Below are 22,402 nucleotides of genomic sequence, written 5' to 3'. Positions count from 1 at the left end.
CAGAGCGCGACCGAATGGCGGCCCGGAGGGCCGTGCCCGTTAGGCGACCCAGGAGCCTTACGGGCATCGACAGCAGAGCGCGACCGAATGGCGGCCCGGAGGGCCGTGCCCGTTAGGCGACCCAGGAGCCTTACGGGCATCGACAGCAGAACGAGGGGTTCCCCTTCTCCCAAAACAGATAGCAAAGAATGTCAACAGGCCCTTAGGCAGGGTTTTCCTTCAGCCAGCGTTCGTAAATGGCAGCCAGCGGAGCCTGACGGCTGCGACGCGCCTTCTGCCAGTAGCGTTGTATGAGCGGCCGTTTTCTGGCCGGGTCGTCGCCGGCCTCCTGCGCCACACTTGCCGCCAGTTCCGTTTGCCCGCAGCGCAGGGCCAGGCGATGCAGCGGCTGCCAGATGTCCGGCAAGGGGAAAAAGCGGGCCGCGCGTTGCAAGACCTCCAGTGCCTGCGTCGTTTCTCCCTGCTGATCGAGCAGAGCAGCCAGGCGCAGATAGCCGCCCGGCCAGAGCGGTTCTTCCCGTAGATGGCGAGCGCAGTCCTGTGCCGTCATGGTCGCGTCAGCCTCCAGCGCTTTCGTCCGGGCGGGGGGCAGGGTGACGTATGTCCTGCCTGTGGGGCCCAAGCGCACTTCATAGCCGTCCACCGCCGCCTGTATATGCAGATCGGGCTGTATCTTTCCTCCCCAGCGGGAGGAAAAGAGGGTGGCGTTCTCCCTGTCGCGGTCGAAGCGGCCCGGCGTCCGGCTGGTGTGATGGTAAAGCTGGCTTTGTCCCGCAAGCCGCAGCTTGCCGCCGCCGCTGTGCAGGCTCAGGCAGAGATCCAGGTCTTCGTAACCGTTGTTGTAGCCTTCATGGAAGCCGCCCGCTTCCAGAAAGCGCGTGCGCGGCAGCAGGAGCGCCGCTCCGGTGAGCGCCTGCAGCGGATGGACGCGCCGTAGCGCGGGGTGATCGCCCGGAAAGCCCTCGTACAGATGGCAAAGCGTGTAGAGCGGGCTGAAGCTGACGCCGCAGTGCTGGCAGCTCCCGTCTGGATAGAGCAGCAGCGGCCCCACGGCCACGACATGCGGCAGGGCCAGGGCCTCGCGCAGCGGAGGCAGCCAGCCGGGCGTGAACGTGATGTCGTTGTTGACGAAAAAGAGCGCCTCACCGGCGGCGGCACGGGCCCCGGCATTGCAGCCGCGGGCAAAGCCCTGGTTCTCCGGCAGGCGCAGCGCCGTGAAGCGCGCGCCGAAAAGCTGTTCCCCCAGCGGAGCCAGCGCCTCGCGAGTGGCGTCCGTGGAGCCGTTGTCCACCACGATGACCTGTATGTCCTCGCCTTGGCTGTGCTCCGCCAGCGAGAGCAGACAGGCGCACGTTGTCTCCCAGAGGTTCCAGGCCGGGATGATGCAGGAAATGGTCATGCGTTTTCCCTTTCCCGCCGGTACGCGGCGGCCAGCGCCGTAAAGCGCGGGGCCCACTGCGGGACGGCCGGGGCAAAGATATGGAGATACGAGGCCCAGACATTCCCCCGTACCAGCCCGTCGCGGCTCTGCCCCATGCCCGTGCCTTTGTCCAGCGTCAGGGCCGAGGCGGGGGGCAGGGCGGCCGTGTCCCCGCCGATGCAGCGGGAATAGTGGAATTCATGGCCGCGCAGGCGGCTTCCCAGAGGAAAGTAGGGATTTTCCGCCGTGACGCGCGCCTCCACATAGCCCAGTCCCTGCGGGCGCGGGCAGAACTGGGCGCAGACCGGGAAAACGCCGATCATGGCATAGCGGATGCCGTCCCGTTCGATGGCCTCGGCCAGCACCATGAAGCCGCCGCATTCGGCATAGACGGGCAGCCCCTGTGCGACCAGTTGCGGCAGCCGGCGGACGGCGGGCGAGTCCGCAAGCTGACCGGCAAAGTCTTCGGGAAAGCCGCCTCCCAGATAGAGGCCGTCCAGTTCGGGCCAGTCCGCTGCCGCCAGCAGGCTCACGGGAAAGAGTTCCGCGCCCGCCCGGCGCAAGGCTTCCAGATTCTCAGGATAGTAGAACCAGAAGGCCGCATCATGGACATAGCCGATGCGGGGACGTGCGCTGTCTTCGATGGGAGCGGATGTCCTTGTCGTGGTCGCATGTCCTGCGGAAAATGTTTCACGGGAAGCAAAATGCCCGTCGTCGGAAGCGGGGAGTCCTTCCGTCCGTGGGGCGGCATAGAGGGTTTCCCCGGCGCTGGCGCAGTCCGCCGGCAAGGGGATCTCCAGCGCGGGCGCACGGCGGGCGGCGTCCAGTACGGCGTTCACATCCACATGCGCGCGCACCAGTTCCGCCAGTTGATCCAGCAGGGTTTCCGTCTCTGGAGAAAAGGCGTCGCCGCTCAATGTGGCAAGGCCCATGTGGCGCTCGGGCAGGGGATTGCGCCGCTGGCGCGGCAGACTGCCCAGCACGAGGATGTCCGTATAGGTCTCGATGGTTCGGCGGAGGATGTCCTCGTGCCGGGAGGAGGCCGTCTGTCCCAGGATGACGCCCGCAAACCGCAGACCAGGCTCGAAATGCGCCAGTCCGGCGACGACGGCCGCGGCGGTGCGCGTCATCTTGGTACAGTTGAGACTGAGCAGGACGGGGCAGGCGAGCATGCGGGCCAGCTCCGCCGTGGAACAGCTTCCTTGTACATCCATGCCGTCGAACAGGCCCCGGTTGCCTTCCAGCAGGGCCACATCCGCCGGAAGCTGCGCGGCGGGCGTGGCGGGATCGGGCTCCCCGGCCGGGAAGCCGTGCCCTGTGCGCTCGGCAAAGAGCAGGCGCAGTTTTTCGGCGGACAGGAAAAAGGGGTCCAGATTGCAGGCCGGGCGGCCCGTTGCCTGTGTGAGCCAGGCCGCGTCGATATAGTCAGGGCCTTTCTTGAAAGGCTGTACCCGCAGACCGGCTTTGCGCCAGCAGCGGCCCAGCCCCAGCGACAGGAGGGTCTTGCCGCCGCCGCCGGAAACGGCGGAGATGCAGAGGCGGGGCGTGGGGACGGACAATGCCGCTACGTCAGGCGTACCGGAAAGGACTGGAGACGGGGAGGGCTGTTTCACTGAGGGCTCCTGTGCCGTTCATGGGAGAAGTGATGGCCGTCAGTCGTCCGCTTGCGAGCGGCAGGCACGCAGACTTTTTCCGTGATTGCGGCGTGCTGCCTCGAAACGGGCTGTTGGGAGCTTGCCGCCGGAAAAAAGCGTGCTGGGAAAGGATGGGGATGTGAGGGGAAGGGAAGCCCTTCCCCCCAGAGCAAATAGCGAGAGCGACAACAGGCTTTAATGCCGGAAGGAGCGCTGTCCGGTAAAGACCATAGCCACTTGCGGATCGGCTTCATTGCAGGCCATGATGACTTCCGTGTCCCGCAGGGAACCGCCGGGCTGGGCGATGGCCGTGATGCCGTGCTGCATGGCGGCGTCCACGCCGTCCCGGAAGGGGAAGAAACCGTCGGAGACCAGCACCGAGCCGGGCAGGCCGCCGCGGGCCTCCTTCGTGCGGCGCTGGATGTCGTCCAGCGCTTCGCGCAGGCCGGCGTCCGTGGCGGCTTTCTGCTGCAGTTCATAGAGGGAAAGCCCCTGCTCGCGGAAGGCCAGCACGTCGGCATACTTGGTATAGGCCTTGTGGGCGGCCAGCTCCACGCAGCCCACGCGGTCCTGTTCGCCGGTGCCGATGGCCACCGTGGCCCCGTTGCGGGCATAGATGACCGAATTGGAGGTGACGCCCGCCTCCACGGCCCAGGCAAAGCGCAAATCGGCCATCTCCGCCGGGCTGGGCGTGCGGGCCGTGACGCTGAGGCCGTTTTTGTCCGTGGCCTGCGCCGGGAGGAAGTCCGCATCCTGCAAAATGCGGTTGACGAAGGATTTCTGCACCACGATGCCGCCGTCGGCCAGGCTCTTGATGTCGAGGAAGGCCGACTGCGTCAGCTCGTCGAGGCGGGCCAGTCCGGGCAGTTCCATGATGCGCAGGTTCTTGCGGGTCTTGAGGATGTCCACCACGCCTTCCTCGAAGGCCGGGGCCGCCACCACCTCAAAATAATTGGCCGCCACCATTTCCGCCGCCTCACGAGTGAAGGGCCGGTTGACGACGACGGCTCCCCCGAAGGCCGCGATGCGGTCGCACCAGAAGGCGCGATCCAGCGCCGTGGCGACGCCCTCTTCGGCCCAGGCCGCGCCGCAGGGATTGTTGTGCTTGAGGATGACGGCCGCGGGCCGTTCCGAAAGGTACTGGAGGATATTGGCGCCGTTGTCCACGTCCGTGAGGTTGGTCTTGCCGGGGTGCTTGCCCGCCTGGATCATCTGGGCTTCGGTCAGGGAAGAGACGATGCCCTGTCCGGGCCCGCGCCAGCGCAGGCCGCCGCAGGTGATGCCGCCGTCCACCAGCTCGTAGAGGGCCGCGGGCTGGTCGGGGTTCTCCCCGTAACGCAGGCCTTTTTCCTCGCCGTCCAGGGTCCATGTCCGCTTTTTGTAAACGAGCTTTTCCTCACCCAGCAGAATGGTCATGGAATCGGGGAAGGCGTCTTTCTGAACGTCCCGGTACATGGCCTTGAGATCTCGCGTCATGCTTCCTCCAGCAGAAAACGGTGGCAGTGCGGCGCGGGCGGCACAGCGCCGCCGTCGTTCCGCGTGAGGCCGCACCATAGCAGAAAGGTCCCCCGCTTGCCAGTCCGGCACGGGACGCCCATTTGACGCCGGCTCCGCAAGGCCGTACAAGAGGGCGCTGGAGGATGTTATGGAGAAGTTGCTTGCCCGCCTTGCCCGACAGCTCGACGCCATCGATGAGGCATCCCTTACGGCGCTCTGGAGCAAATACGCCACCCAGGCCAGTCGGTTTGAGCCGACCCAGCGCTGGGAGGAGGCCGTACTCATTTTCGCGCTCATCGAAGCCAAGCGCATGAAGAATCAGCTCTTCAACTACTACTGGGCCCGGCAGGTCCGTTCCGAGGGCAGCGACAACAAGCCCGCCCCGGAAAAGCTCGGCCCCCTCTTCAAGCTGGAAACGCCCGGCCGCAAGGCTCCCGAGTCCGCCCCCGGCGACGCCGCGCCCAAGCGGCCCTGCCGCGTCCTGGCTTTCACCCTGCCCGGCAAGGATGAAAAATAGAGCGTTTCACCTTTGAAAAAGGTGAAACGCGAGGCGGCGGCACAGCGCCGCCCGGCCCAAAGTGAGCGGAAAAACCGCGTTTGCCCGCGAAACGCCAGGCCGTATGGTTTGGGACGCGCAGCGTTTCAAACGGAAAATGCTTTGGATCAGGCAAGGCCGGTTTGACTTGACGGTCCGGAAAAGCTAAGAAAAAATTTTGTGTGTCGTGCGCACAATCTGACAGCGTGAGTATGGGGAGGACGGACAGAATATGGCTAATATCGTCATCATCGGCGCCCAGTGGGGCGACGAGGGTAAGGGCAAGATTGTTGATATGCTCAGCGCGGAAAGCGATCTCATCGTTCGCTTTCAGGGCGGCAACAATGCCGGGCACACCATCAAGGTGGACGGCAAGGAGACCATCCTGCATCTGATCCCCTCCGGCATCCTGCATGAGGGCAAGACCTGCCTTATCGGTAACGGCGTGGTGCTTGATCCCGAGGTCTTTCTCAAGGAAGTGGACGCGCTGTCCGCCAAGGGCGTGGATGTGAGCCCCGCCCGGCTGGGCATCAGCCCCAAGACGCATCTCATCCTGCCCTACCACAAGGTGATCGACCAGGCGCGCGAAGCCAAGCGCGCCGGCAAGAAGATCGGCACCACCGGGCGCGGCATCGGCCCCTGCTATGAGGACAAGGTGGCGCGCATCGGCGTGCGTGCCGGGGATCTGACGCAGCCCGACCTGCTGCGCGAAAAAGTCCGCTTCGCCCTGCTGGAGAAGAATGTGCTCCTGAAGGAGCTCTACAAATTCGAGCCCGTGGACGAAAACAGCGTCCTTGATTCGCTGCTGGCGCAGGCGGCCCGTCTGACGCCCTACCTCACCGACGTTTCCGCCGCCGTCGCCGATGCTCAGGCCAAGGGGCAGGTGGTGCTTTTCGAGGGCGCGCAGGGCATCCATCTGGATATCGACCACGGCACCTATCCCTTTGTGACGTCCTCCAACACGGTCGCCAGCTCCGCCGCGGCGGGCAGCGGCACCGGTCCCCACGCCCTGCATCGCATCGTGGGTATCGTCAAGGCCTATAGCACCCGCGTGGGTTCCGGCCCCTTCCCCACGGAACTGGAAGACGATACCGGCAGTTACCTGCGGGCGCAGGGGCATGAATTCGGGGCCACCACCGGACGTCCGCGCCGCTGCGGCTGGCTTGATGCCGTGGTGCTGCGCGAGACCGTGCGCCTCAACAGCCTGACGGAGATCGCCCTCACCAAGCTGGACGTGCTGCAGGGCCTGCCCGCTCTGCAGATCTGCGTGGCCTATGAGCTGGACGGCAAGCGGCTTGATTACATGCCGCAGGGTGAAGGCGAGCTGGCCCGCGTGCGGCCCATTTATGAGGAACTGCCGGGCTTTGAGCAGGACATCAGCGGCTGCACGGAATTTGCGCAGCTGCCGGAAAGCGTGCGCCGCTATGTGGAGCGCATCGAGGAGCTTGCCGGCGTGCGGATCAGTATGGTCTCCGTGGGGCCGGATCGCCGGGCGACCATCGTCCGTTAATTTTGCATTTGCCTTGTCGGCCCGGCAGGATGTCTGCCGGGCCTTTGTTTTTTAGAGCGTTTTGCCTTTGAAAAAGATAAAACGCGAGGCGGCGGCACAACGCCGCCCGGCCCAAACCACGCGGAAAATCGCCTTTTTCCGCCAAACGACAAGCCGCGTATGGTTTGAAACGCGCAGCATTCCAAACGGAAAATGCTCTCTCAGGGGGACCATGACGACATCCGCCCTTTTTCCCGAGCTTGCCGGAGACGGCCTTTCTCTGCTGCTGGAGCGTCTGCGGCGTCTGGGCGAACAGCCGCCGCAGGTGCTGCTGCTGGAGGGCGGCAGCGAGGCCCAGCGCCTTGCCCTGGCCCGCTGGTGGGCCTGCCGCCTGAAGTGCCCCGAGGCGTCCGCGCCCTGCTGTTCCTGCACGGTCTGCCGTCAGGTCGCCGCCGGCGAGCATCTGGATATCCTTGCCTACGACGGACGCATCAGCAACAAGGACGATGAGGAGAACCCCGGCCTTGTCCGGGCCTTCAACATGGAGCGCGTGCGCGAGCTCAAAAGCCGCCTGCGGGATGCGCCGCACGGGCCGGGTTACCGGGTGGTCATGCTGGCCGGGCTGACCCTTGCCCGGGACGAGGCGGCCAATGCCCTGCTGAAAAGTCTGGAAGAGCCGTTGCCCTCCACCCGCTTCGTCCTGCTGTGCGCGCAGCGGGAGCAGCTCCTGCCCACGCTGGTCTCCCGCGCGCTCTGCCTTACCCTGCCCTGGCCGGACAGTTCGGTCCGTGACCCTGAATTGCGGCCCTGGGAAGAGGCCCTGGGCGAATTCCTGCGCAGCGGTCGCGGCCTGTTCGAGCGCACGAGCGCCCGTAATGCGCTGGATGCCGCCCTTGCCGGGCGCATTTTCCTTGCCTGTCAGAAATCGCTCGGGCGCGTCCTGGCCGGACGAGAAGATGTGGACGATCCGCTGGACATGGCGCTCGCCGCCCTTGATGTTCCCGCCCGTGCCCTGTGCGGCCGCTGGCTTGCCGAGGCGCAGGAGGCGCTGACCTTTGCCGTGGGGCCGGCCCGCATCCTGGAAGCCCTCGCGGCCCGCCTCTATGCTCTGCGGCATGGCGGCGTCTGAGCTGCCGGTCTGTTTCTTTGCTTCTCAAGCACAAAAAGGGCTCCTTGCAGGAAGGAGCCCTTTTTGTGTTGTCGTCCCGACGAGAACATTTTCAGCTTGTAACGCTTCACGTTTCAAGCCATGCGGTCTGGCGTTTCGCGGAAAAAACGCGGTTTTGCCGCTCAGTTTGGGCCGGGCGGCGCTGTGCCGCCGTCTCGCGTTCCGCTTTTTTTAAAGGCAATACGTTCTATTTCCAGAGGTTGCCGTACTTGACGGCGATACCGTCCGAGCGTTCCACGAGTTTGGCCACCAGCGCGTCGATGTCCTCGCTGTTGATGGTGCCCAGTTCGCGGGCCAGCAAGAAGCCCAGATAGCCTTCACCCTGCTTGAAGACCCAGCAGACAGAATACACGGAACCCACATTGGGGCGGCTGGGGAATTCCGGCTGGGTGGTGACCAGCAGCTGGAGCTTGGGCTCGTCCTTTTCATTGAGGGCGAAAAGGTTGCTCTGGTTGAAGGCTTCCTTGAGGCCGGTCACCAGCTTGGCGCCGATGCTGTCCGTCCCTTCGGCGATGACCGTCACGGCCGTGACGCGGGCGTCCGTCTTGGCGGGCTTGTCGGGCTGGGCCTTGCCCGCCTGATCGGCCTGGGCGGCCAGCGCCGTGGTGGTGAGGGAGCCGCCGCAGAGCAGGCACAGCAGGGCAAGGGCGGTACAGAGTTTTTTCATGGCATTCTCCTTCCGGTGGGGCAGCGGTCCTGCCCGGCAGCATGTAATGTAGACAAATGGTAGATAAAGTCTTGAAAAATGCCAAGTCCCGCGTATACGGCATTTTTGCCGTCTGGCTGGCGGTTGTGGCGCGCCTCCTTTCAGGGTACATGTTCGGCATGCCCGCCCGTTTGGGGCAGATCGGCGTCTGTGGCGGCATGTTCCCCGGCTGGGGCCACATGCCGTACCGCTCTGTCGGCGGGGGCGAGGCGGAGGCGTTATTTCATTCATCTTTTTCAAACAGGGCAAGAGATTATGCAACGTACACTCGTCGTCGATGCGCTGGCCGCCACGGCGCCGCAGCGCGAGATCACCATTTGCGGCTGGATACGCACCCGGCGTGATGCCAAGGACTTCAGCTTCGTGGAAGTCAATGACGGCTCATGCCTGACCAATATCCAATGCATCGTGGATGCGGGGACCGCGGCGCACGCCGGTCTTGGCGAGGCGTCCACCGGCGCGGCGCTCTCCGTCAGCGGCGAGCTGGTGGCCTCTCCGGGCAAGGGGCAGCAGTGGGAGATCCGCGCCGTGGCCATACAGGTCTTCGGCGGCGCTGATCCGGAGACTTTCCCGCTGCAGAAAAAGCGGCATTCGGACGAATTTTTGCGCACCATCGCCCACCTGCGGACGCGTACGAACAAGTATGGCGCCGCGTTCCGCATCCGTTCCGAAGCGGCGCGGGCCGTGCACGACTTTTTCCATGAACGGCGCTTCGCCTGGGTGCATACGCCCATCCTCACGGGCTCGGACTGCGAAGGGGCCGGGGAGATGTTCCGCGTGACGACGCTCAACGGCCCGGCCAGCCCGGCGGAAGACTTCTTCGGCCGCAACTGCCATCTGACGGTGTCCGGCCAGCTGGAAGCCGAGGCCCTGGCTATGGGCCTGGGCCGCGTCTATACCTTCGGCCCCACCTTCCGGGCCGAGAACTCCAATACGCCGCGCCATGCCGCCGAATTCTGGATGATCGAGCCGGAAATGGCCTTTGCCGAGCTGGAAGACATCATGGAGCTTGGCGAAGGGCTGACGCGTCATGTGGTGGAGCACTGCCTGCGGCATTGCGAGACCGATCTCAAGCTGTTTGACAACTTTGTGGACAAGGGACTGCTGGAACGCCTGCAGGGCATGCTGCGCCAGCCCTTTGCCCGCTGTTCCTACGGCGAGGCCATCAACATCCTGCAGGACTGCGGCCGGGAGTTCACCTATCCCGTGGCCTTCGGCGTGGATCTGCAGACCGAGCATGAACGCTATCTTGCTGAAGAGCATTTCCAGCGTCCGGTCATCGTGTACAACTACCCCAAGGAGATCAAGGCGTTCTACATGCGCGCCAATGATGACGGCGAGACCGTGGCGGCCATGGACGTGCTCGTGCCGCGCATCGGGGAGCTCATCGGCGGTTCGCAGCGCGAAGAACGTCTGGATCGTCTGGAAGCGCGCATCCTCGAACTGGGGCAGAATCCCGAGGATTACTGGTGGTACCTCGATTTGCGGCGTTTCGGTTCCGCGCCGCATGCGGGCTTCGGGATGGGCTTCGAGCGTCTGCTCATGATGCTGACCGGCATCACCAACATCCGCGACGTCATCCCCTTCCCGCGCACGCCGGGCAGTCTGGAATTTTAGGAAACGTCTTTGCCTGATAGGGCATTTCGCCTTTGAAAAAGGCAAAATGCGAGGCGGCGGCACCGCGCCGCCCGGCCGAAACCAAGCGGAAAAACGCGTTTTTTCGCGAAATGACAGACTGTATGGTTTGAAACGCAAAGTGTTTCAAACTGAAAATGCGATATGAGAAACGGGAGGACGGCTCGTGCCGCCCTCCCGCTTCTTTTGGCGTGTCAGACTGGACTCCCCTACCCTTCCGCAGGCTCGGGCGACTTGCAGACGTCCACCCACTGGCCGCCGGTGAGGCGTTCCAGCTCGTCGAGGTGGAGTTCCACGGCGTTGTTGGGCGCGCCCGCGGCCGGATAGACCGGATCGAAGGCTCGCAGGCTTTCGTCCAGATAGACCGGGACGCCCTCGGGCAGGGCAAAGGGACAGACGCCGCCCTGCGGATGTCCCACAAGCTGTTCCAGGTCCGCGCCGGGGATGAAGGCGGCCTTCTGCCGGAAACGGTCCTTGAACTTGCGGTTGTCCAGGCGGGCCGTCCCCATGACGACGATGATGGCCGGGCCTTCCTTGAGCAGGACGGAAAGGCTCTTGGCGATGCGTCCCGGTTCGCATTGCAGGGCCTGCGCCGCCAGTTCCACGGTGGCGCTGGAGACGGTGAATTCCCGATACCGGTCAGCCAGACCGGCGGCGGCCAGCTGTTCCTTGACGGCATCTACGCGCATGTGCGGCTCCTTGGCATGGCTGGAGGACGCGCGGGGCAGGGGCTCCCCTCCCCCGCGCGCAGGTGGGCGGCAGTGTGTGCGGATCAGGCCAGTTCCGCGGGCAGCGGGCCGAACGCTTCTTCATAGCGGCGGCGGAACTCGGCATAGGTGAAGCGATGGGCCTGCGTGCCGAGCTGTTCGATGGCGTAGCAGGCGCTCACCGCGCCCACCTTGGCCGCTTCCGGCATGGAGAGACCGCGGGAAAGGCCCTTGAGCAGGCCGGAGCGGTGGCTGTCGCCCGCGCCGGTGGGGTCTTTCACTTCGCCGCAGGGGATGGCCGGGATATGCACGTCCACGCCCTGCGCGTTGCGGATGCGCTGGCCCTTGGCCCCGAGGGTGGTCACCAGCCAGCCCGTGAGCTGGAGGAGCTCTTCCTCGGTCTTGCCGGTGGTCTTGCAGACCATGCTGATCTCGTAGTCGTTGGTGACGCAGGCGTAGGAGCCGGTGATGGCGTCCAGCAGGTCATCGGCGCTCAGGACAGGCAGCTGCTGGCCGGGGTCATAGATGTAGCGGACGCCCTTTTCCCGGAAGAAGCGCGGCAGGCGGCGCATGTCCTCCAGATTGCCGGGAGAGACGATGGCCCAGTCCTTGGCCGGGTCGAGATGCGGGAAATCGTAGCTGGCGGGCAGGGTCATGGCCCCGGGGTAGAAGCCGGTGATCTGGTTGTTGTTGCGGTCGGTAGTGATGTAGCAGAGCGCGGTGAAGATGTCCGCATCCTGGCGGATGCCCTCGGTGGAGAGGCCCATTTCTTCCAGAGCGGCGGCGTAGCCCGCAAAGTCCCGCCCGGCTGAGGCCACGATGAGCGGCTTCTCTTCCAGCAGGGCCAGGGTGTAGGCGATGTTGCCCGCGCAGCCGCCGCGCAGTTCGTTCATATTGTCCACCATGAAGCTCACGCTGAGCGTATGCAGCTTGTCCATGAGCACATGGTCCTGAAAGTTGCCGTCAAAGGTCATGATGCGGTCAAAGGCCAGAGAGCCGGAAACGTAGATGGCCATGCGAATTCCTTACAGGGGTTGAGGGTGGGAGATGCCATGCCGCAAGGGAAGGCTGTTTTCCTCGATCCAGCGCAGGAAGGCGGCGTTGCCGTCCGCGATGGGCAGGGCCGTTATGCAGGGCACGTCATGCGGATGGCGGGCCAGCACATGGGCGCGGAAGTCCGCGAAGGCCGCCCTGCTCACCTGCGCCAGCAGCACGAGCTCCGCCGCTTCGTGGATGTCCTCTTGCCAGCGGTAGACGGAGAGCGCGCCGGGCAGGATGTTTATGCCCGCGGCCAGCCGGGCTTCCACGAGCTCGCGGGCCAGCCGGCGGACGGCCTCAAGGCCGCACGGGCGTTCTGGGGCGGCCTGCGTCGCGTCGGGCGCGTCGCGCAGACGGCCTTCCTGAGGAAAGGTGACATAGACAAGCAGCATGATCCGGGTCTTCATACAGAAAAGGGTGGACTGAGCGATAGCATATCGCGCCGCAAAACAAAAGGGCCGCCTCCCCTGCTCCGCCACGGCACGGGGCCGTTCGCGGGCGCGGGCCGCTGCCCGCAAATGACTTGTCGCTCCGCACGGCCTGTGGCATAGAAAGCGCATGAGTACCGGAACATCCCTGCCCCGTGGCGCGCTGGCGCGCGCCGAGGCCGTCCTTGCCGCCCTGCGGGCACGCTATCCTCAGCCGGCCACGCATCTGGTGGCCGCCAATGCCTGGGAACTGCTGGTGGCCACCGTGCTGGCGGCTCAGTGTACCGATGCGCGCGTCAATACCGTCACGCCCGAACTCTTCCGGCGCTGGCCCGGCCCGGCGGAACTGGCGCGGACCTCGCAGGAAGAACTGGAATCCGTCATCCGCCCCACCGGCTTTTATCACAGCAAGGCCAAGAACCTGCTGGGGGCCGCTCGCCGCGTCTGCGAGGTCTACGGCGGGGAGGTGCCCGCCCGCCTCGACGAGCTGATCACCCTTCCCGGCGTGGCGCGCAAGACGGCCAATGTGGTGCTGTTCGGCGCGTTCGGCCTCAATGAGGGGCTGGCGGTGGACACGCACGTCAAGCGCATCAGCTACCGGCTGGGGCTGACCGCCCAGACCGATCCCGTGGCGGTGGAGAAGGACCTCATGCGGCTTTTCCCGCGTGCGGAATGGGGGGACGTCAACCATCGCATGGTCTGGTTCGGCCGGGATGTCTGCCACGCCCGTTCCCCCCGCTGCGCGGACTGCGAGCTGGCCGGCGTCTGCCCCCGGCGGGAACCCCCGCGCGAGCCGCGCGGCCGGACGGCCTCCACCCGCAAAAAGACCGCCGCATAAACCTGCGCCGGGATACGGGAATTTGCTTTCTGCCATTAAGCTGCCTGTAAAGCGGACGATAAGCTAGCCAGAAGCGCTTTACCGGAAGGGTCTGTACATGAGCCAAGTCAGCCTGCTTGAAGCCAAGAACAACGAGCTGGAAATCATCGAATTCCTCCTGACGGAAGAACTGCCTGACGGTTCGACCTATACGGGGCACTACGGCATCAACGTGGCCAAAGTGCTGGAGATCATCCGCCTGCCGAGCATCACCAACATGCCCGGCAACAGCGATTGCTCCTCGCTGGGGACGTTCAATCTGCGCGGGCGGGTGCTTCCTCTGGTGGATCTGGCGGCCTGGCTCGGCAAGCGGCTCGTGCAGAGCGAGACCAACAAGGTCCTGGTGACGGAATTTTGCGGCGTGCAGGCGGCTTTCCTCGTCTCGTCGGTGACGAGCATCCATCGCCTGACCTGGGACCGCATGGAAGCCCCCAACGCCTATGTGCACAACTATTCGCGCGAATGCGTCACCAGCGTGCTGCGCATCGAGGATCGTGTCCTCTTCGTGCTGGACATGGAAAAGATCCTCGCCAGCCTCGACCCTTCGCTGGACATGAGCCATGTGGAAGTGGACACCACGCCCATCGAAGGCGCGGGACATTATCACCTGCTGGTGGTGGACGACTCTTCCTCCCTGCGGCATATCATCCGCTCTTCGCTGGAGAAGTCGGGCTTCCGCGTGACGGACAAGGCCAACGGCAACGAGGCTTGGGAATATCTGTGCGGCCTGCGCGATCAGTTCGCCGGGACGGAACATACCGTGACCGACGAGATCCAGCTTGTCATCTCGGATATCGAGATGCCGGACATGGACGGGCACAGCCTCACCGCGCATATCCGCAATGATACGAGCATGCGGAATATGCCGGTCATCCTCTTCTCCTCCCTCATCACCGAGGCCCTGCGCGCCAAGGGAGAACGCGTCGGTGCGGACAGGCAGGTCTCCAAGCCGGACTTGCCGCGCCTCAACAAGATCATCAAGGAACTCATCACCGAGAAGTTCGGCAACCGCCATCTGGGCGGTTAGGTTCCTGCAAGTATTGCAAACGAATACCTCTTTGCCCCGCATGCTCCGCATCTGTGCGGAAAAACGCTTCTCACAGGTTTCCCTGCCTTTCTGGCAGGGGCGCATATCGTGATGGCTTTGGTCGGCGAGTCGCGTTTTCGGCGGCGGAGCCGAGACAGCAGGATGGCATAACGGCTGCCCATTGCGGAGCAGCCGTTTTTCGTTCCCTGTCCGTGCGGATGGCCCCGGCCTGACGGCGGGCCTTGCGCACAGACCGTACCAAAACGACGCCCCGTACCGGGAATGGTACGGGGCGTCGTTTTGGTATTCGGGATTATTCGGCATCCGCGCGTTTCACCTTTTTCCAAGGTGAAACGCTCTAACGCGGGAGCGGGCTCATCATGCGCATGAGGTTGACGAACAGGCCTTCCATGCCGCGGATGAAGGTGGAGACATGTTCGGCCATGATGTAGAGCAGCAGGCTCAGGAAAAAGAAGCCCACCGCGATCTTGATGGGGAAGCCGAATTCCATGATGTGGATCTGCGGCGAGGTGCGCGCCATCATGCCCAGCGCCACTTCCACCAGAAAGAGCGCCACCATGACCGGGGCCGCGATCTTGAGCGCCAGCACGAACACCTCGGCCGAAAGGCGGATGACCTGATCCAGCACGGCGTCCCCCAGAACCAGTCCGCCGGGCGGCACGATGCGGAAGCTGGCCACAAAGCCCTGTATCATGTAGAGGTGGCCGTCCAGCACCAGAAAAGTCAGGGCGGACACCATCCAGATGAAGAAGGCCGTTGCGCCGGTCTGGTTGCCGGTGAGGGGGTCGGCGAAGTTGATCATGGTAAAGCCCATTTGGAAGCCGAGCAGTTCCCCGCCTGACTGGATGCCCATGAACAGGAAGTTCACCGCCATACCCAGCACGAGGCCAAGCACGGCCTCGCCCAGCAGCATGAGCGCCACCTCGAAAGGATGCTGCGGCATGACGACGCCGGAAACCGAGATGTGGGGCCAGACGCCCAGGGTGAAGATGACCGAAACGGCCGCCTTGACGCTGATGGGGATATTGTTGGTGGAAAAAATGGGCAACATGAACATGACGATGCTCACCCGCATGATGGTGAGCACCAGGCTGAGCACGGTTGCCGGATCGTAAGAAAAAATATTCATGCTGGCATCATGACGCCCCGTTTTTGTCAGGGGACGTATTTCAGGGCTGTCGCCGCCTGTTTTCCCTGCGGCGCGGGGGGCGCTCCGCTCGCCGGGCGGCGGGCCGTTGCGTCCTTTTCCGTATCGATCAGGCCATGACCACGGTTCCCAGCGGCGCGTCCTCATAGAGGTAACGCCGCAGGCTGCCGGGTTCGCGTCCGTCCAGGATGAGCGCCCGGCGGCAGCCGGCATCAAGGGCATGCAGGCAGGAGCCGACCTTGGGGATCATGCCGCCGCAGATGACGCCCTCGTCCATGAGGGACTGGCTGCGGGCACGGTCCAGCGTGGGGATCAGGCGTTTTTCCCCGTCCAGCACGCCGGGCACGTCGGAGATGAGCACGAAATAGTCCGCGTGCAGGGCTCCGGCCAGAGCGCCGGCCGCGGTATCGGCGTTGATGTTCAGGGGCTGTCCGGCCGCATCCGAGGCTACGGGCGCGACCACGGGCACGAAGCCTCCGGCCAGCAGGCATTCCACGAGTGCGGGATCCACCTTGTCCACCTCGCCCACGCGGCCTAAAGCGGGCTGCCGTACGGAGGCCAGCAAGAGACCGCCGTCCCGGCCGGAAATGCCGGCCGCGCGGACGCCGTGCGCGGCGAAGCGGCGCACCACATCCTTGTTGACCTGCCCGCACAGCACCATTTCCACGGCCTGCATGGTGGCTTCGTCCGTGACGCGCAGGCCGTTCTCAAAGCGGCTTTCGATGTGCAGGCGCTCCAGCAGGGCGCTGATCTGGGGGCCGCCGCCGTGCACGACCACGCAGCGGGTGCCCTCGGCGCTGAGGAAGGCCAGATCCTCGGCAAAGGCCGCGCACAGCGCCTCCTTGTCCATGGCGTGTCCGCCGAATTTGATGACTACGGTACGCGACATAGAGCCTCCCTTGCTTGTCATTTCCTCCGCGTGGCCTGCCGTGCAGGCAAAAAAATGTGTAGCATCGGGGCCGCCGCCCTGCAAGCGCAATTGCCTTGCCGCAACAAATAGGATAGTCCAAGCCTCTGCGGCACTCCACCGTCGCGGCGGCAGCTTTTTTTCGTGCAACCCTGAGGGTCAGGGCACATGCGACCGCCTGCCGCAAAGCTGCCTTTTCCCGCGCGGCGGCCCTGCCGGGAGCGCAAGAGCGCCATGCAGCCCTCCCCGGCTGCCGGCCCTGCTTCCCGTCATCCCTGCCGCCCGAAAAAACAGCATGTTGCGGGCGGTATGCCCGTGCGTCCTGACCCTGTTCCGGCGGCGTGTCCGCCTGAGGATTTCCCATGAACGTGGTTACCCGTTTCGCGCCCAGTCCCACCGGACATCTGCACATCGGCGGAGCGCGCACCGCCATCTTCTGCTGGCTGCTGGCCCGCCACTACGGCGGTCAGTTCCATCTGCGCATCGAGGATACGGACCTGCTGCGCTCCAAACAGGAATACACGGACTCCATTCTGGCCTCCATGCGCTGGCTGGGGCTGGACTGGGACGGTCCCCTCAACTACCAGACCCAGCGTACCGCGCTGTACAATCAGTATGTGGACAAGCTGCTGGAAAGCGGCCACGCCTACTGGTGCTCCTGCACGCCCGAGGAAGTGGAAGCCATGCGCGAGAAGGCCCGGGCGCAGGGGCTCAAGCCCCGTTACAACGGCTGCTGCCGCGAGCGCAACCTTGGCCCCGGCGAAGGCCGCTGTGTCCGTCTCAAGGCCCCGCTTGCCGGTAAGGTGGTCTTTGACGACCTCGTCAAGGGGACCATCGCCGTGGACGTGAGCGAACTCGACGACATGGTCATCCGGCGGGCCGACGGCATGCCCACCTACAATATGGCCGTGGTGGTCGATGACCACGAGATGGGCATCACCCACGTCATCCGTGGGGATGACCATGTTTCCAACACGCCGCGTCAGATCCTCATTTATGAGGCGCTGGGCCTGCCCGTGCCGCGTTTCGGCCATGTGCCCATGATCCTCGGCCCTGACCGCCAGAAGCTTTCCAAGCGACACGGCGCGCGGGCGGTCATCGAATACCAGAACGACGGTCTCCTGCCGCAGGCGCTGGTCAACTATCTCGTGCGGCTCGGCTGGTCCCACGGGGATCAGGAGATATTCACCAAGGAAGAGCTGATCGAGTTTTTCGACGGCAGCAGCCTCAATCCGGCCGCCGCGGCCTTTGACCCCGCCAAGCTGGAATGGTGCAATGCCCACTTCATGCGTGAGCTGCCGCTGTCGGAGCTGGCCGCTCTGGTGCGCCCCTTTGCCGAACAGGCCGGATACGACATGAGCGGACTGGATGACAGCCGCCTGGAAGCGCTCTGCCACATGTTCCGTGAGCGGGCCGCCAACCTCAAGGTGCTGGCGGAAAGCTTCGCGCCCCTGCTGACCCCCGCGGCCAGTCTGCCCCTGGACGAGAAGGCGGCGGCCAAGAACCTCACCGAGGCCGGCAAGGGCCATCTGGCCGCCCTGCGCGAGGTCTTCGCCGCCGGCGAGTTCACGCAGGAGGCGCTGGAAGCGGCGCTGCAGGGCTATATCGAAGGCAATGGCCTCAAGTTCAAGGATGTGGCCCCGGCCCTGCGCACGGCCCTCATGGGCTTCATGGGCGGCCCGCATCTGCCCGAGATCATGGCCTTCCTCGGCAAGGAGGAAACGCTTGCCCGACTGGCGCGGGCGGCGGCCTGATCCCTGCCGGACGTCCGGCATTTTCGGAAGGGAGGCGAGCCGAGAGGGCTGCCTCCCTTCCGTTTTCGTGAGGGGGAAGAAACCCCTTTCCCTCGCGGCAAAAAGGGGCTTCTTCCCCCTCAAACTCCCCCCTCTTCCCAAGAGCATTACCCGTTTGAAACGCTTTGCGGTTCAGACCATACGGCTTGGCGTTTTGCGGAAAAACGCGGATCCGCTCACTTTCGGCCGGGCGGCGCCGTGCCGCCGCCTCGCGTTTCACCTTTTTCAAAGGTGAGACGCTCTCAAACCCGCTTCTTGGATAAGGGGAATGGGAAACGCCGCCACAGGAGGTATCCGTCAAGGGAAGAATGATTCAACTGCTTTGTTTTATTTGAGAAAGATGTTTTTGTCTGCTGTTCACGTCATGTTTCATGTGAAAACATGGCAGGCTGCTCTTGCAGAAGTCCCCGTGTGTTTGGGCAGGCTGAAAGGCTCGTCCCCGTGGGCAGGACAAGAAGGCCCCTTTTCAGGGGAGCGGCGCGTCGATGTGGCGGGAGGTGCTGGGCGTGGCGTTAGCCTTTCGCTTCAGCGGAGGAGCTTTCCCCGGGCAGCAGGCGCAGCTCCAGCGACGGGTCCACCGTCACTTCCCGGGAAAGCCATATCTTGTCCATGCGCACCGTACCGGGGGCCGCGCCGCGCAGAGCGCGGATGTGCCGGACTTCCGCATAAAGGATACGGGCGCGGGCGGCATCCCGCAGCCAGCTTTTATTGGCGGCAAGGGCTCCGGCCTGCTCGAGCGTACGGTCCGGGACGGTCTGCCCGGCATGAGCGCGGCGGATGATGACGTGCGAACCGGGGCCGCCGTCGGCATGCAGCCAGATGTCATGCGGCGCGGCCAGCTTGCGTGCCGCCAGATTGCCCTTGGCGTCGCGGCCGCGCAGAAGGACGAAGCCGTCCTCGCTCACAAAGAGCTGGACGTTCTTGGGTACGCTGGGCGGCAGCGGGAGGCGGGTATTCTCGGCAACGGCATCCGCCGTGATCCCGCCGCGCTGGGCGGCATCGCGGGCAGTCCGCAAGGCGGTCAGCTCCTGTTCGAGCTGGCGGCGGCGCTCCACGAGGTGCTCCTGTCCGCGCCGGCCACGCCGCGCGGTATGGAAAAGGCGGGCCATGTTCTCCCGCAGGCTGTAGCGCGCGTCCAGACTGACGGTACGTGCAGGGCCGTGAGCCCCGGCGGGGACCTCCACCCGTTCCGCGCGGAAGTCGGCGGGCCAGCGCCAGCAGTTTTCCTGCAGGGCCAGCGCGTCCGGCTGGGCGGCGCACATGCGCGCAAGGCGGGCTTCCTCTTCCCGGAGTTTGTCGAGCAGACGTTCGAGCTTGCGCTCACGGCGAGTCAGGGGCAGCGCGGCCGCTTGCGCGGCCTGACGGGAAAGCGGATCAAGCACGAGCAGTTTCCCGGCCTCTTCCACGGCTTCCAGCACGTCTTCCCGGTATGTCTCCTGCCAGCTTTCGGGCTGCGCTCCCAGCAGCGCCGCAGGCAGCGGCCAGGCGCTGAGGCGGCAGGCCGTTTCTCCGGCAGCGGGCGCATCGGCGCGGCGGTAAAGGAAAAGGTCGCCGTCCCCGAGGCGCAGATCTTCCAGCAGGGCCTGCCGGTCCAGCGGGTCATCGTAGAGCGGCAGCGTCCGGCGCAGGGCCGGGGTCAGCACGGGCCACTCCTGCCAGCGGGCGCAGGCTTCGGCCAGTTCGTGCGGCTCAGGCCAGCGCAAAGCGTCTTCCTGCGGCTGTTCCTCCGGCCTGCAGAAACGCAGGGCCGGACCTTCCCGCAGATCCAGCAGCAGCCAGATGCTCGTCCCCTCGGGAGCATCCGCCGCAGCCTGCGACTGCCCGCCCATGAGCAGCCAGAGCTGCCGTTCGGCAAAGCGGGGCACGCAGGCCGCGATGCGGCGGCCGAGCGTGTACTTGCGCAAGCGCATGACAGGCGCGCCAGGCGCTTTCCCGGCCGTCAGGCGGCGGCTGGTGAGGAAGAGGAAGGGCTCCTTGCGCCGGGCGCACAGGCAGAGCTGCACCTTGCGTTCCGTCTTGCGGTTGGGCAGGGTCAGACTGAAGCAGACGAGCCCGGGAAGGGGCTCCTGGATTTTTTCCAGCCAGGCGCCCTCCAGACGGGGAAGGGCCGCGCGGCAGAAGCGGGAAAAAAGATGTGCGTCCATGCGAGGTAGAGGGCGGATCGCCGCCGGTGCGGATCATGGAAGAGGCAGTGCCCGGAGGGGCACCCTGCCGAAAAAAAGGGCGGCCGCCGTCTTCGGCAGCCGCCCGGGAAGCTAATCGCCGCGCAGGGTCTCGTCTTCTTCCTGCTTGGCCTTGCAGTTGATGCAGAGTCGGGTGACAGGACGGGCCTTGAGGCGCGGCACGCCGATATCTTCCCCACATTCTTCGCAAATGCCGTAGCTGCCGTCTTCGATACGCTGCAGCGCGGACTGGATTTTGCGGATAAGGCGGCGTTCGCGGTCGCGGATACGCAGGGTGAAGGAACGGTCCGATTCGGCAGTGGCCCGGTCGGCCGGGTCAGCGAAAACTTCGTTGCTGTCGGTCATCTCTTCCAGCGTGCTGTCGCCCTTCTGCTGCGCTTCTTCGAGCATCTGGTTCAACAGATTGCGGAAAAATTCCAAATCCTTGTGATCCATGAAACCTCCCGGGAGGCAACCTGTCGCCTCCCTAGTCAGGGTAAGCTGAACTGACGACTTTTACAGGGTAAAAGATACTTTGTAAAGCCGCCTTCTGCCGCCAGACTGTCCGACGGGAAAGCTCAGTCTGTCCCTGCTTCCTCTTCTCCTTCCGGCTGCGGGCTGCTGGGTGCGCCGTGCAGGCGGATCTTCTGCTCGGCCCGGATGGCTTCGCGGGCGGGCTCCCAGAGCGGTTCCTGCCAGATGCCTTCGCGAGCGGGCATGACCCTGCCCTGCCAGCTGCCTGTCTGTCCCTCTGCCGTGTGCCACTGCGCCCGTACGCCCACGGTGCCCGCCTCCCCGGCTTCGCGGACGGCCCGTCCGGAATAGGAAGCCATGAGCGCGGCGGCGGCGGCAAGGATATGTTCGGGCCATTGGGAGGCCAGCCGCCCCACGGCCAGCGGGCCGGGGATGTCGGCCAGGAATATGCGGGCGTCGCCGGGCCGCGTGGCGGCCTGCAGGGCCTGATTGTCGCCGCTGTTGCGGCCGATGGCCAGCCAGTAGCGCCGGCCGTCCTCCTCGTGCCAGAACTGCCGGCCCAGATTGGCAAGGGCAAAGTCGCCGCTGTCGGGCGCGGGCATATGGGCGAGCACGGGCCAGTAGCGGCGGGCATTCTCCTTTTCGGTCAGCTTGCAGCCGCCGCCGGGGGTGGGGATGTCCGTCAGGCCGAAATGGCGAGCCAGTTCAAGCTGGCCCTGGCGGCCGCGGCCGCTGATGGCGGGCAGGCGTTCCCTGTCCACGAGGCCGTTCTCTTCCATCGGCGTCGGGTCCAGCAGGCGGGCGCTGAGGGGCCGCAGCAGGATGCCGCCCACCCCGGCCTCACGCCGGATGACATTGAGCACATCCCGCCGCTGGGACATGGGCCGCTGGCCGAGCACTTCGCCCGTGGCCAGAAAGGCGGCCCCCACGTCCTCCATATACTGACGCGCCCGGCGCAGGAGCAGGATCTTGCAGTCCACGCAGGGATTGAGGGTCTTGCCGAAGCCGTGCGCGGGCCGCTCGCGCAGCATGGCGCAGAAGTCGTCGGCGACGTCCAGCGTGTCGATGTCCAGCCCGTAGCGCCGCCGCCAGCGGGCGACGGCGGAAGGCTCGCCGAAAAAGGGAGAGTGACAGTGCAGACAACGGACGCGCAGGCCCTGCTCTTCCAGGACTTTGGCGGCAAGGATGCTGTCCAGACCGCCGGAAAACAGCACGATGGCCTGCGGAGTGAGGGACATGTCGGGAGTGTGTGGCATGCCGCCTTGTACGGGATGGATGGGCCGGATGGCAAGCGAAAAGGGCGGCCAGGGCCTGTTGACGCAAATTTTACAAATAATTTTTAGAATAAGGAAAATTCTCGGAACATGTTCCGCTTGCTTTTGGTGAGGAGGTTCATGCCCCTGTCGCTTCCCCCTGATAAAAGCGCGCTGGGGAAGGGATGGGGGGCTTGGGGGGCAGGATGACGAGAACGCCTTTTCTCGCTCCGCTGCGAAAAGGCTGGGCCCTCCCGCGCCGGCAGCGACCGAAAGGCGGCCGCAGGCCGTGCCCGTTGGGCGACGCAGGAGCCTTACGGGCATCGACAGCAGAGCGCGACCGAAAGGCGGCCGCAGGCCGTGCCCGTTGGGCGACGCAGGAGCCTTACGGGCATCGACAGCAGAGCGCGACCGAAAGGCGGCCGCAGGCCGTGCCCGTTGGGCGACGCAGGAGCCTTACGGGCATCGACAGCAGAGCGCGACC

19 protein-coding genes are annotated in these 22,402 nt (G+C 65.1%); 7 read left to right on the top strand and 12 right to left on the bottom strand.

Annotated features, from left to right (window positions below; genetic code table 11):
- Positions 1–202: 202 nt before the first annotated feature.
- The 3 genes from Q0K12_RS09915 to Q0K12_RS09905 form a co-directional block, all read right to left on the bottom strand.
- The gene (locus tag Q0K12_RS09915; RefSeq protein WP_297262496.1) at positions 203–1,399 is read right to left on the bottom strand and encodes a glycosyltransferase family 2 protein; all 1,197 of its coding nucleotides are present in this window, start codon (positions 1,397–1,399) and stop codon (positions 203–205) included.
- A complete protein-coding gene (locus tag Q0K12_RS09910; RefSeq protein WP_297262495.1) occupies positions 1,396–3,033 on the bottom strand; it encodes a cobyrinate a,c-diamide synthase in 1,638 nt (545 codons plus the stop codon). The genes Q0K12_RS09915 and Q0K12_RS09910 overlap by 4 nt, the downstream gene beginning before the upstream one ends.
- 216 nt (positions 3,034–3,249) lie before the next feature.
- Complete coding sequence (locus Q0K12_RS09905) at positions 3,250–4,530, bottom strand: IMP cyclohydrolase (RefSeq protein WP_297262493.1); 1,281 nt, start codon at positions 4,528–4,530, stop codon at positions 3,250–3,252.
- Between the two features lie 169 nt (positions 4,531–4,699).
- Here Q0K12_RS09905 and Q0K12_RS09900 point away from each other — a divergent pair, with 169 nt between their 5' ends.
- The 3 genes from Q0K12_RS09900 to Q0K12_RS09890 all read left to right on the top strand — a co-directional run bounded on the left by Q0K12_RS09900 (position 4,700) and on the right by Q0K12_RS09890 (position 7,704).
- Entirely contained in the window at positions 4,700–5,068 is a 369-nt protein-coding gene (locus Q0K12_RS09900) for a hypothetical protein (protein WP_297262490.1), read from the top strand.
- A gap of 250 nt (positions 5,069–5,318) precedes the next feature.
- On the top strand, positions 5,319–6,596 hold the full coding sequence (locus tag Q0K12_RS09895) for an adenylosuccinate synthase (RefSeq protein WP_297262488.1): 1,278 nt from the start codon (positions 5,319–5,321) through the stop codon (positions 6,594–6,596).
- 211 nt (positions 6,597–6,807) lie between these two features.
- A complete protein-coding gene (locus tag Q0K12_RS09890; RefSeq protein ID WP_297262486.1) occupies positions 6,808–7,704 on the top strand; it encodes a DNA polymerase III subunit delta' in 897 nt (298 codons plus the stop codon).
- Positions 7,705–7,930: 226 nt separating this feature from the next.
- On the opposite strand, the gene Q0K12_RS09885 is transcribed toward Q0K12_RS09890, so the two are convergent.
- Entirely contained in the window at positions 7,931–8,410 is a 480-nt protein-coding gene (locus tag Q0K12_RS09885; RefSeq protein WP_297262484.1) for a hypothetical protein, read from the bottom strand.
- 294 nt (positions 8,411–8,704) lie between these two features.
- Here Q0K12_RS09885 and asnS point away from each other — a divergent pair, with 294 nt between their 5' ends.
- On the top strand, positions 8,705–10,066 hold the full coding sequence (gene asnS, locus Q0K12_RS09880) for an asparagine--tRNA ligase (RefSeq protein ID WP_297262482.1): 1,362 nt from the start codon (positions 8,705–8,707) through the stop codon (positions 10,064–10,066).
- Positions 10,067–10,293: 227 nt separating this feature from the next.
- Here the strand turns inward: asnS and Q0K12_RS09875 are convergent, their stop codons facing one another.
- The 3 genes from Q0K12_RS09875 to cutA all read right to left on the bottom strand — a co-directional run bounded on the left by Q0K12_RS09875 (position 10,294) and on the right by cutA (position 12,221).
- Positions 10,294–10,773, bottom strand: coding sequence for a YbaK/EbsC family protein (locus Q0K12_RS09875; RefSeq protein ID WP_297262480.1), 480 nt, complete (start codon positions 10,771–10,773; stop codon positions 10,294–10,296).
- Between the two features lie 83 nt (positions 10,774–10,856).
- Complete coding sequence (locus Q0K12_RS09870) at positions 10,857–11,807, bottom strand: carbohydrate kinase family protein (protein ID WP_297262478.1); 951 nt, start codon at positions 11,805–11,807, stop codon at positions 10,857–10,859.
- A gap of 9 nt (positions 11,808–11,816) precedes the next feature.
- Positions 11,817–12,221: a divalent-cation tolerance protein CutA gene (cutA, locus tag Q0K12_RS09865; protein ID WP_297262476.1), complete on the bottom strand. Its 405-nt coding sequence runs from the start codon at positions 12,219–12,221 to the stop codon at positions 11,817–11,819.
- A 166-nt stretch (positions 12,222–12,387) separates the two neighbouring features.
- On the opposite strand from cutA, the gene nth reads away from it, so the two are divergent.
- Entirely contained in the window at positions 12,388–13,095 is a 708-nt protein-coding gene (nth, locus tag Q0K12_RS09860; RefSeq protein WP_297262474.1) for an endonuclease III, read from the top strand.
- Between the two features lie 97 nt (positions 13,096–13,192).
- A complete protein-coding gene (locus Q0K12_RS09855; protein ID WP_297262472.1) occupies positions 13,193–14,161 on the top strand; it encodes a chemotaxis protein in 969 nt (322 codons plus the stop codon).
- 358 nt (positions 14,162–14,519) lie between these two features.
- Here Q0K12_RS09855 and fliR read toward each other — a convergent pair whose 3' ends face one another.
- Positions 14,520–15,311 (bottom strand): flagellar biosynthetic protein FliR, encoded by a 792-nt coding sequence (fliR, locus tag Q0K12_RS09850; protein ID WP_297262469.1) that lies wholly within the window; start codon positions 15,309–15,311, stop codon positions 14,520–14,522.
- 127 nt (positions 15,312–15,438) lie between these two features.
- Entirely contained in the window at positions 15,439–16,218 is a 780-nt protein-coding gene (gene argB, locus Q0K12_RS09845) for an acetylglutamate kinase (protein WP_297262467.1), read from the bottom strand.
- Positions 16,219–16,598: 380 nt separating this feature from the next.
- Here argB and gltX point away from each other — a divergent pair, with 380 nt between their 5' ends.
- On the top strand, positions 16,599–17,990 hold the full coding sequence (gene gltX, locus Q0K12_RS09840) for a glutamate--tRNA ligase (protein ID WP_297262465.1): 1,392 nt from the start codon (positions 16,599–16,601) through the stop codon (positions 17,988–17,990).
- Between the two features lie 551 nt (positions 17,991–18,541).
- On the opposite strand, the gene Q0K12_RS09835 is transcribed toward gltX, so the two are convergent.
- The 3 genes from Q0K12_RS09835 to Q0K12_RS09825 all read right to left on the bottom strand — a co-directional run bounded on the left by Q0K12_RS09835 (position 18,542) and on the right by Q0K12_RS09825 (position 21,921).
- On the bottom strand, positions 18,542–20,173 hold the full coding sequence (locus tag Q0K12_RS09835) for an NFACT RNA binding domain-containing protein (RefSeq protein WP_297262463.1): 1,632 nt from the start codon (positions 20,171–20,173) through the stop codon (positions 18,542–18,544).
- Positions 20,174–20,284: 111 nt separating this feature from the next.
- Positions 20,285–20,647, bottom strand: coding sequence for an RNA polymerase-binding protein DksA (gene dksA / locus Q0K12_RS09830; RefSeq protein ID WP_297262461.1), 363 nt, complete (start codon positions 20,645–20,647; stop codon positions 20,285–20,287).
- A 122-nt stretch (positions 20,648–20,769) separates the two neighbouring features.
- A complete protein-coding gene (locus Q0K12_RS09825; RefSeq protein ID WP_297262459.1) occupies positions 20,770–21,921 on the bottom strand; it encodes a tRNA(5-methylaminomethyl-2-thiouridylate) methyltransferase in 1,152 nt (383 codons plus the stop codon).
- Positions 21,922–22,402 lie beyond the last annotated feature (481 nt).

It is taken from the genome of uncultured Desulfovibrio sp. (genome assembly GCF_944324525.1).
Classification (GTDB): Bacteria; Desulfobacterota; Desulfovibrionia; order Desulfovibrionales; family Desulfovibrionaceae; genus Desulfovibrio.
Note: the sequence above shows the minus strand (reverse complement) of the source record. Positions and strands in the feature narration are given on the sequence as shown.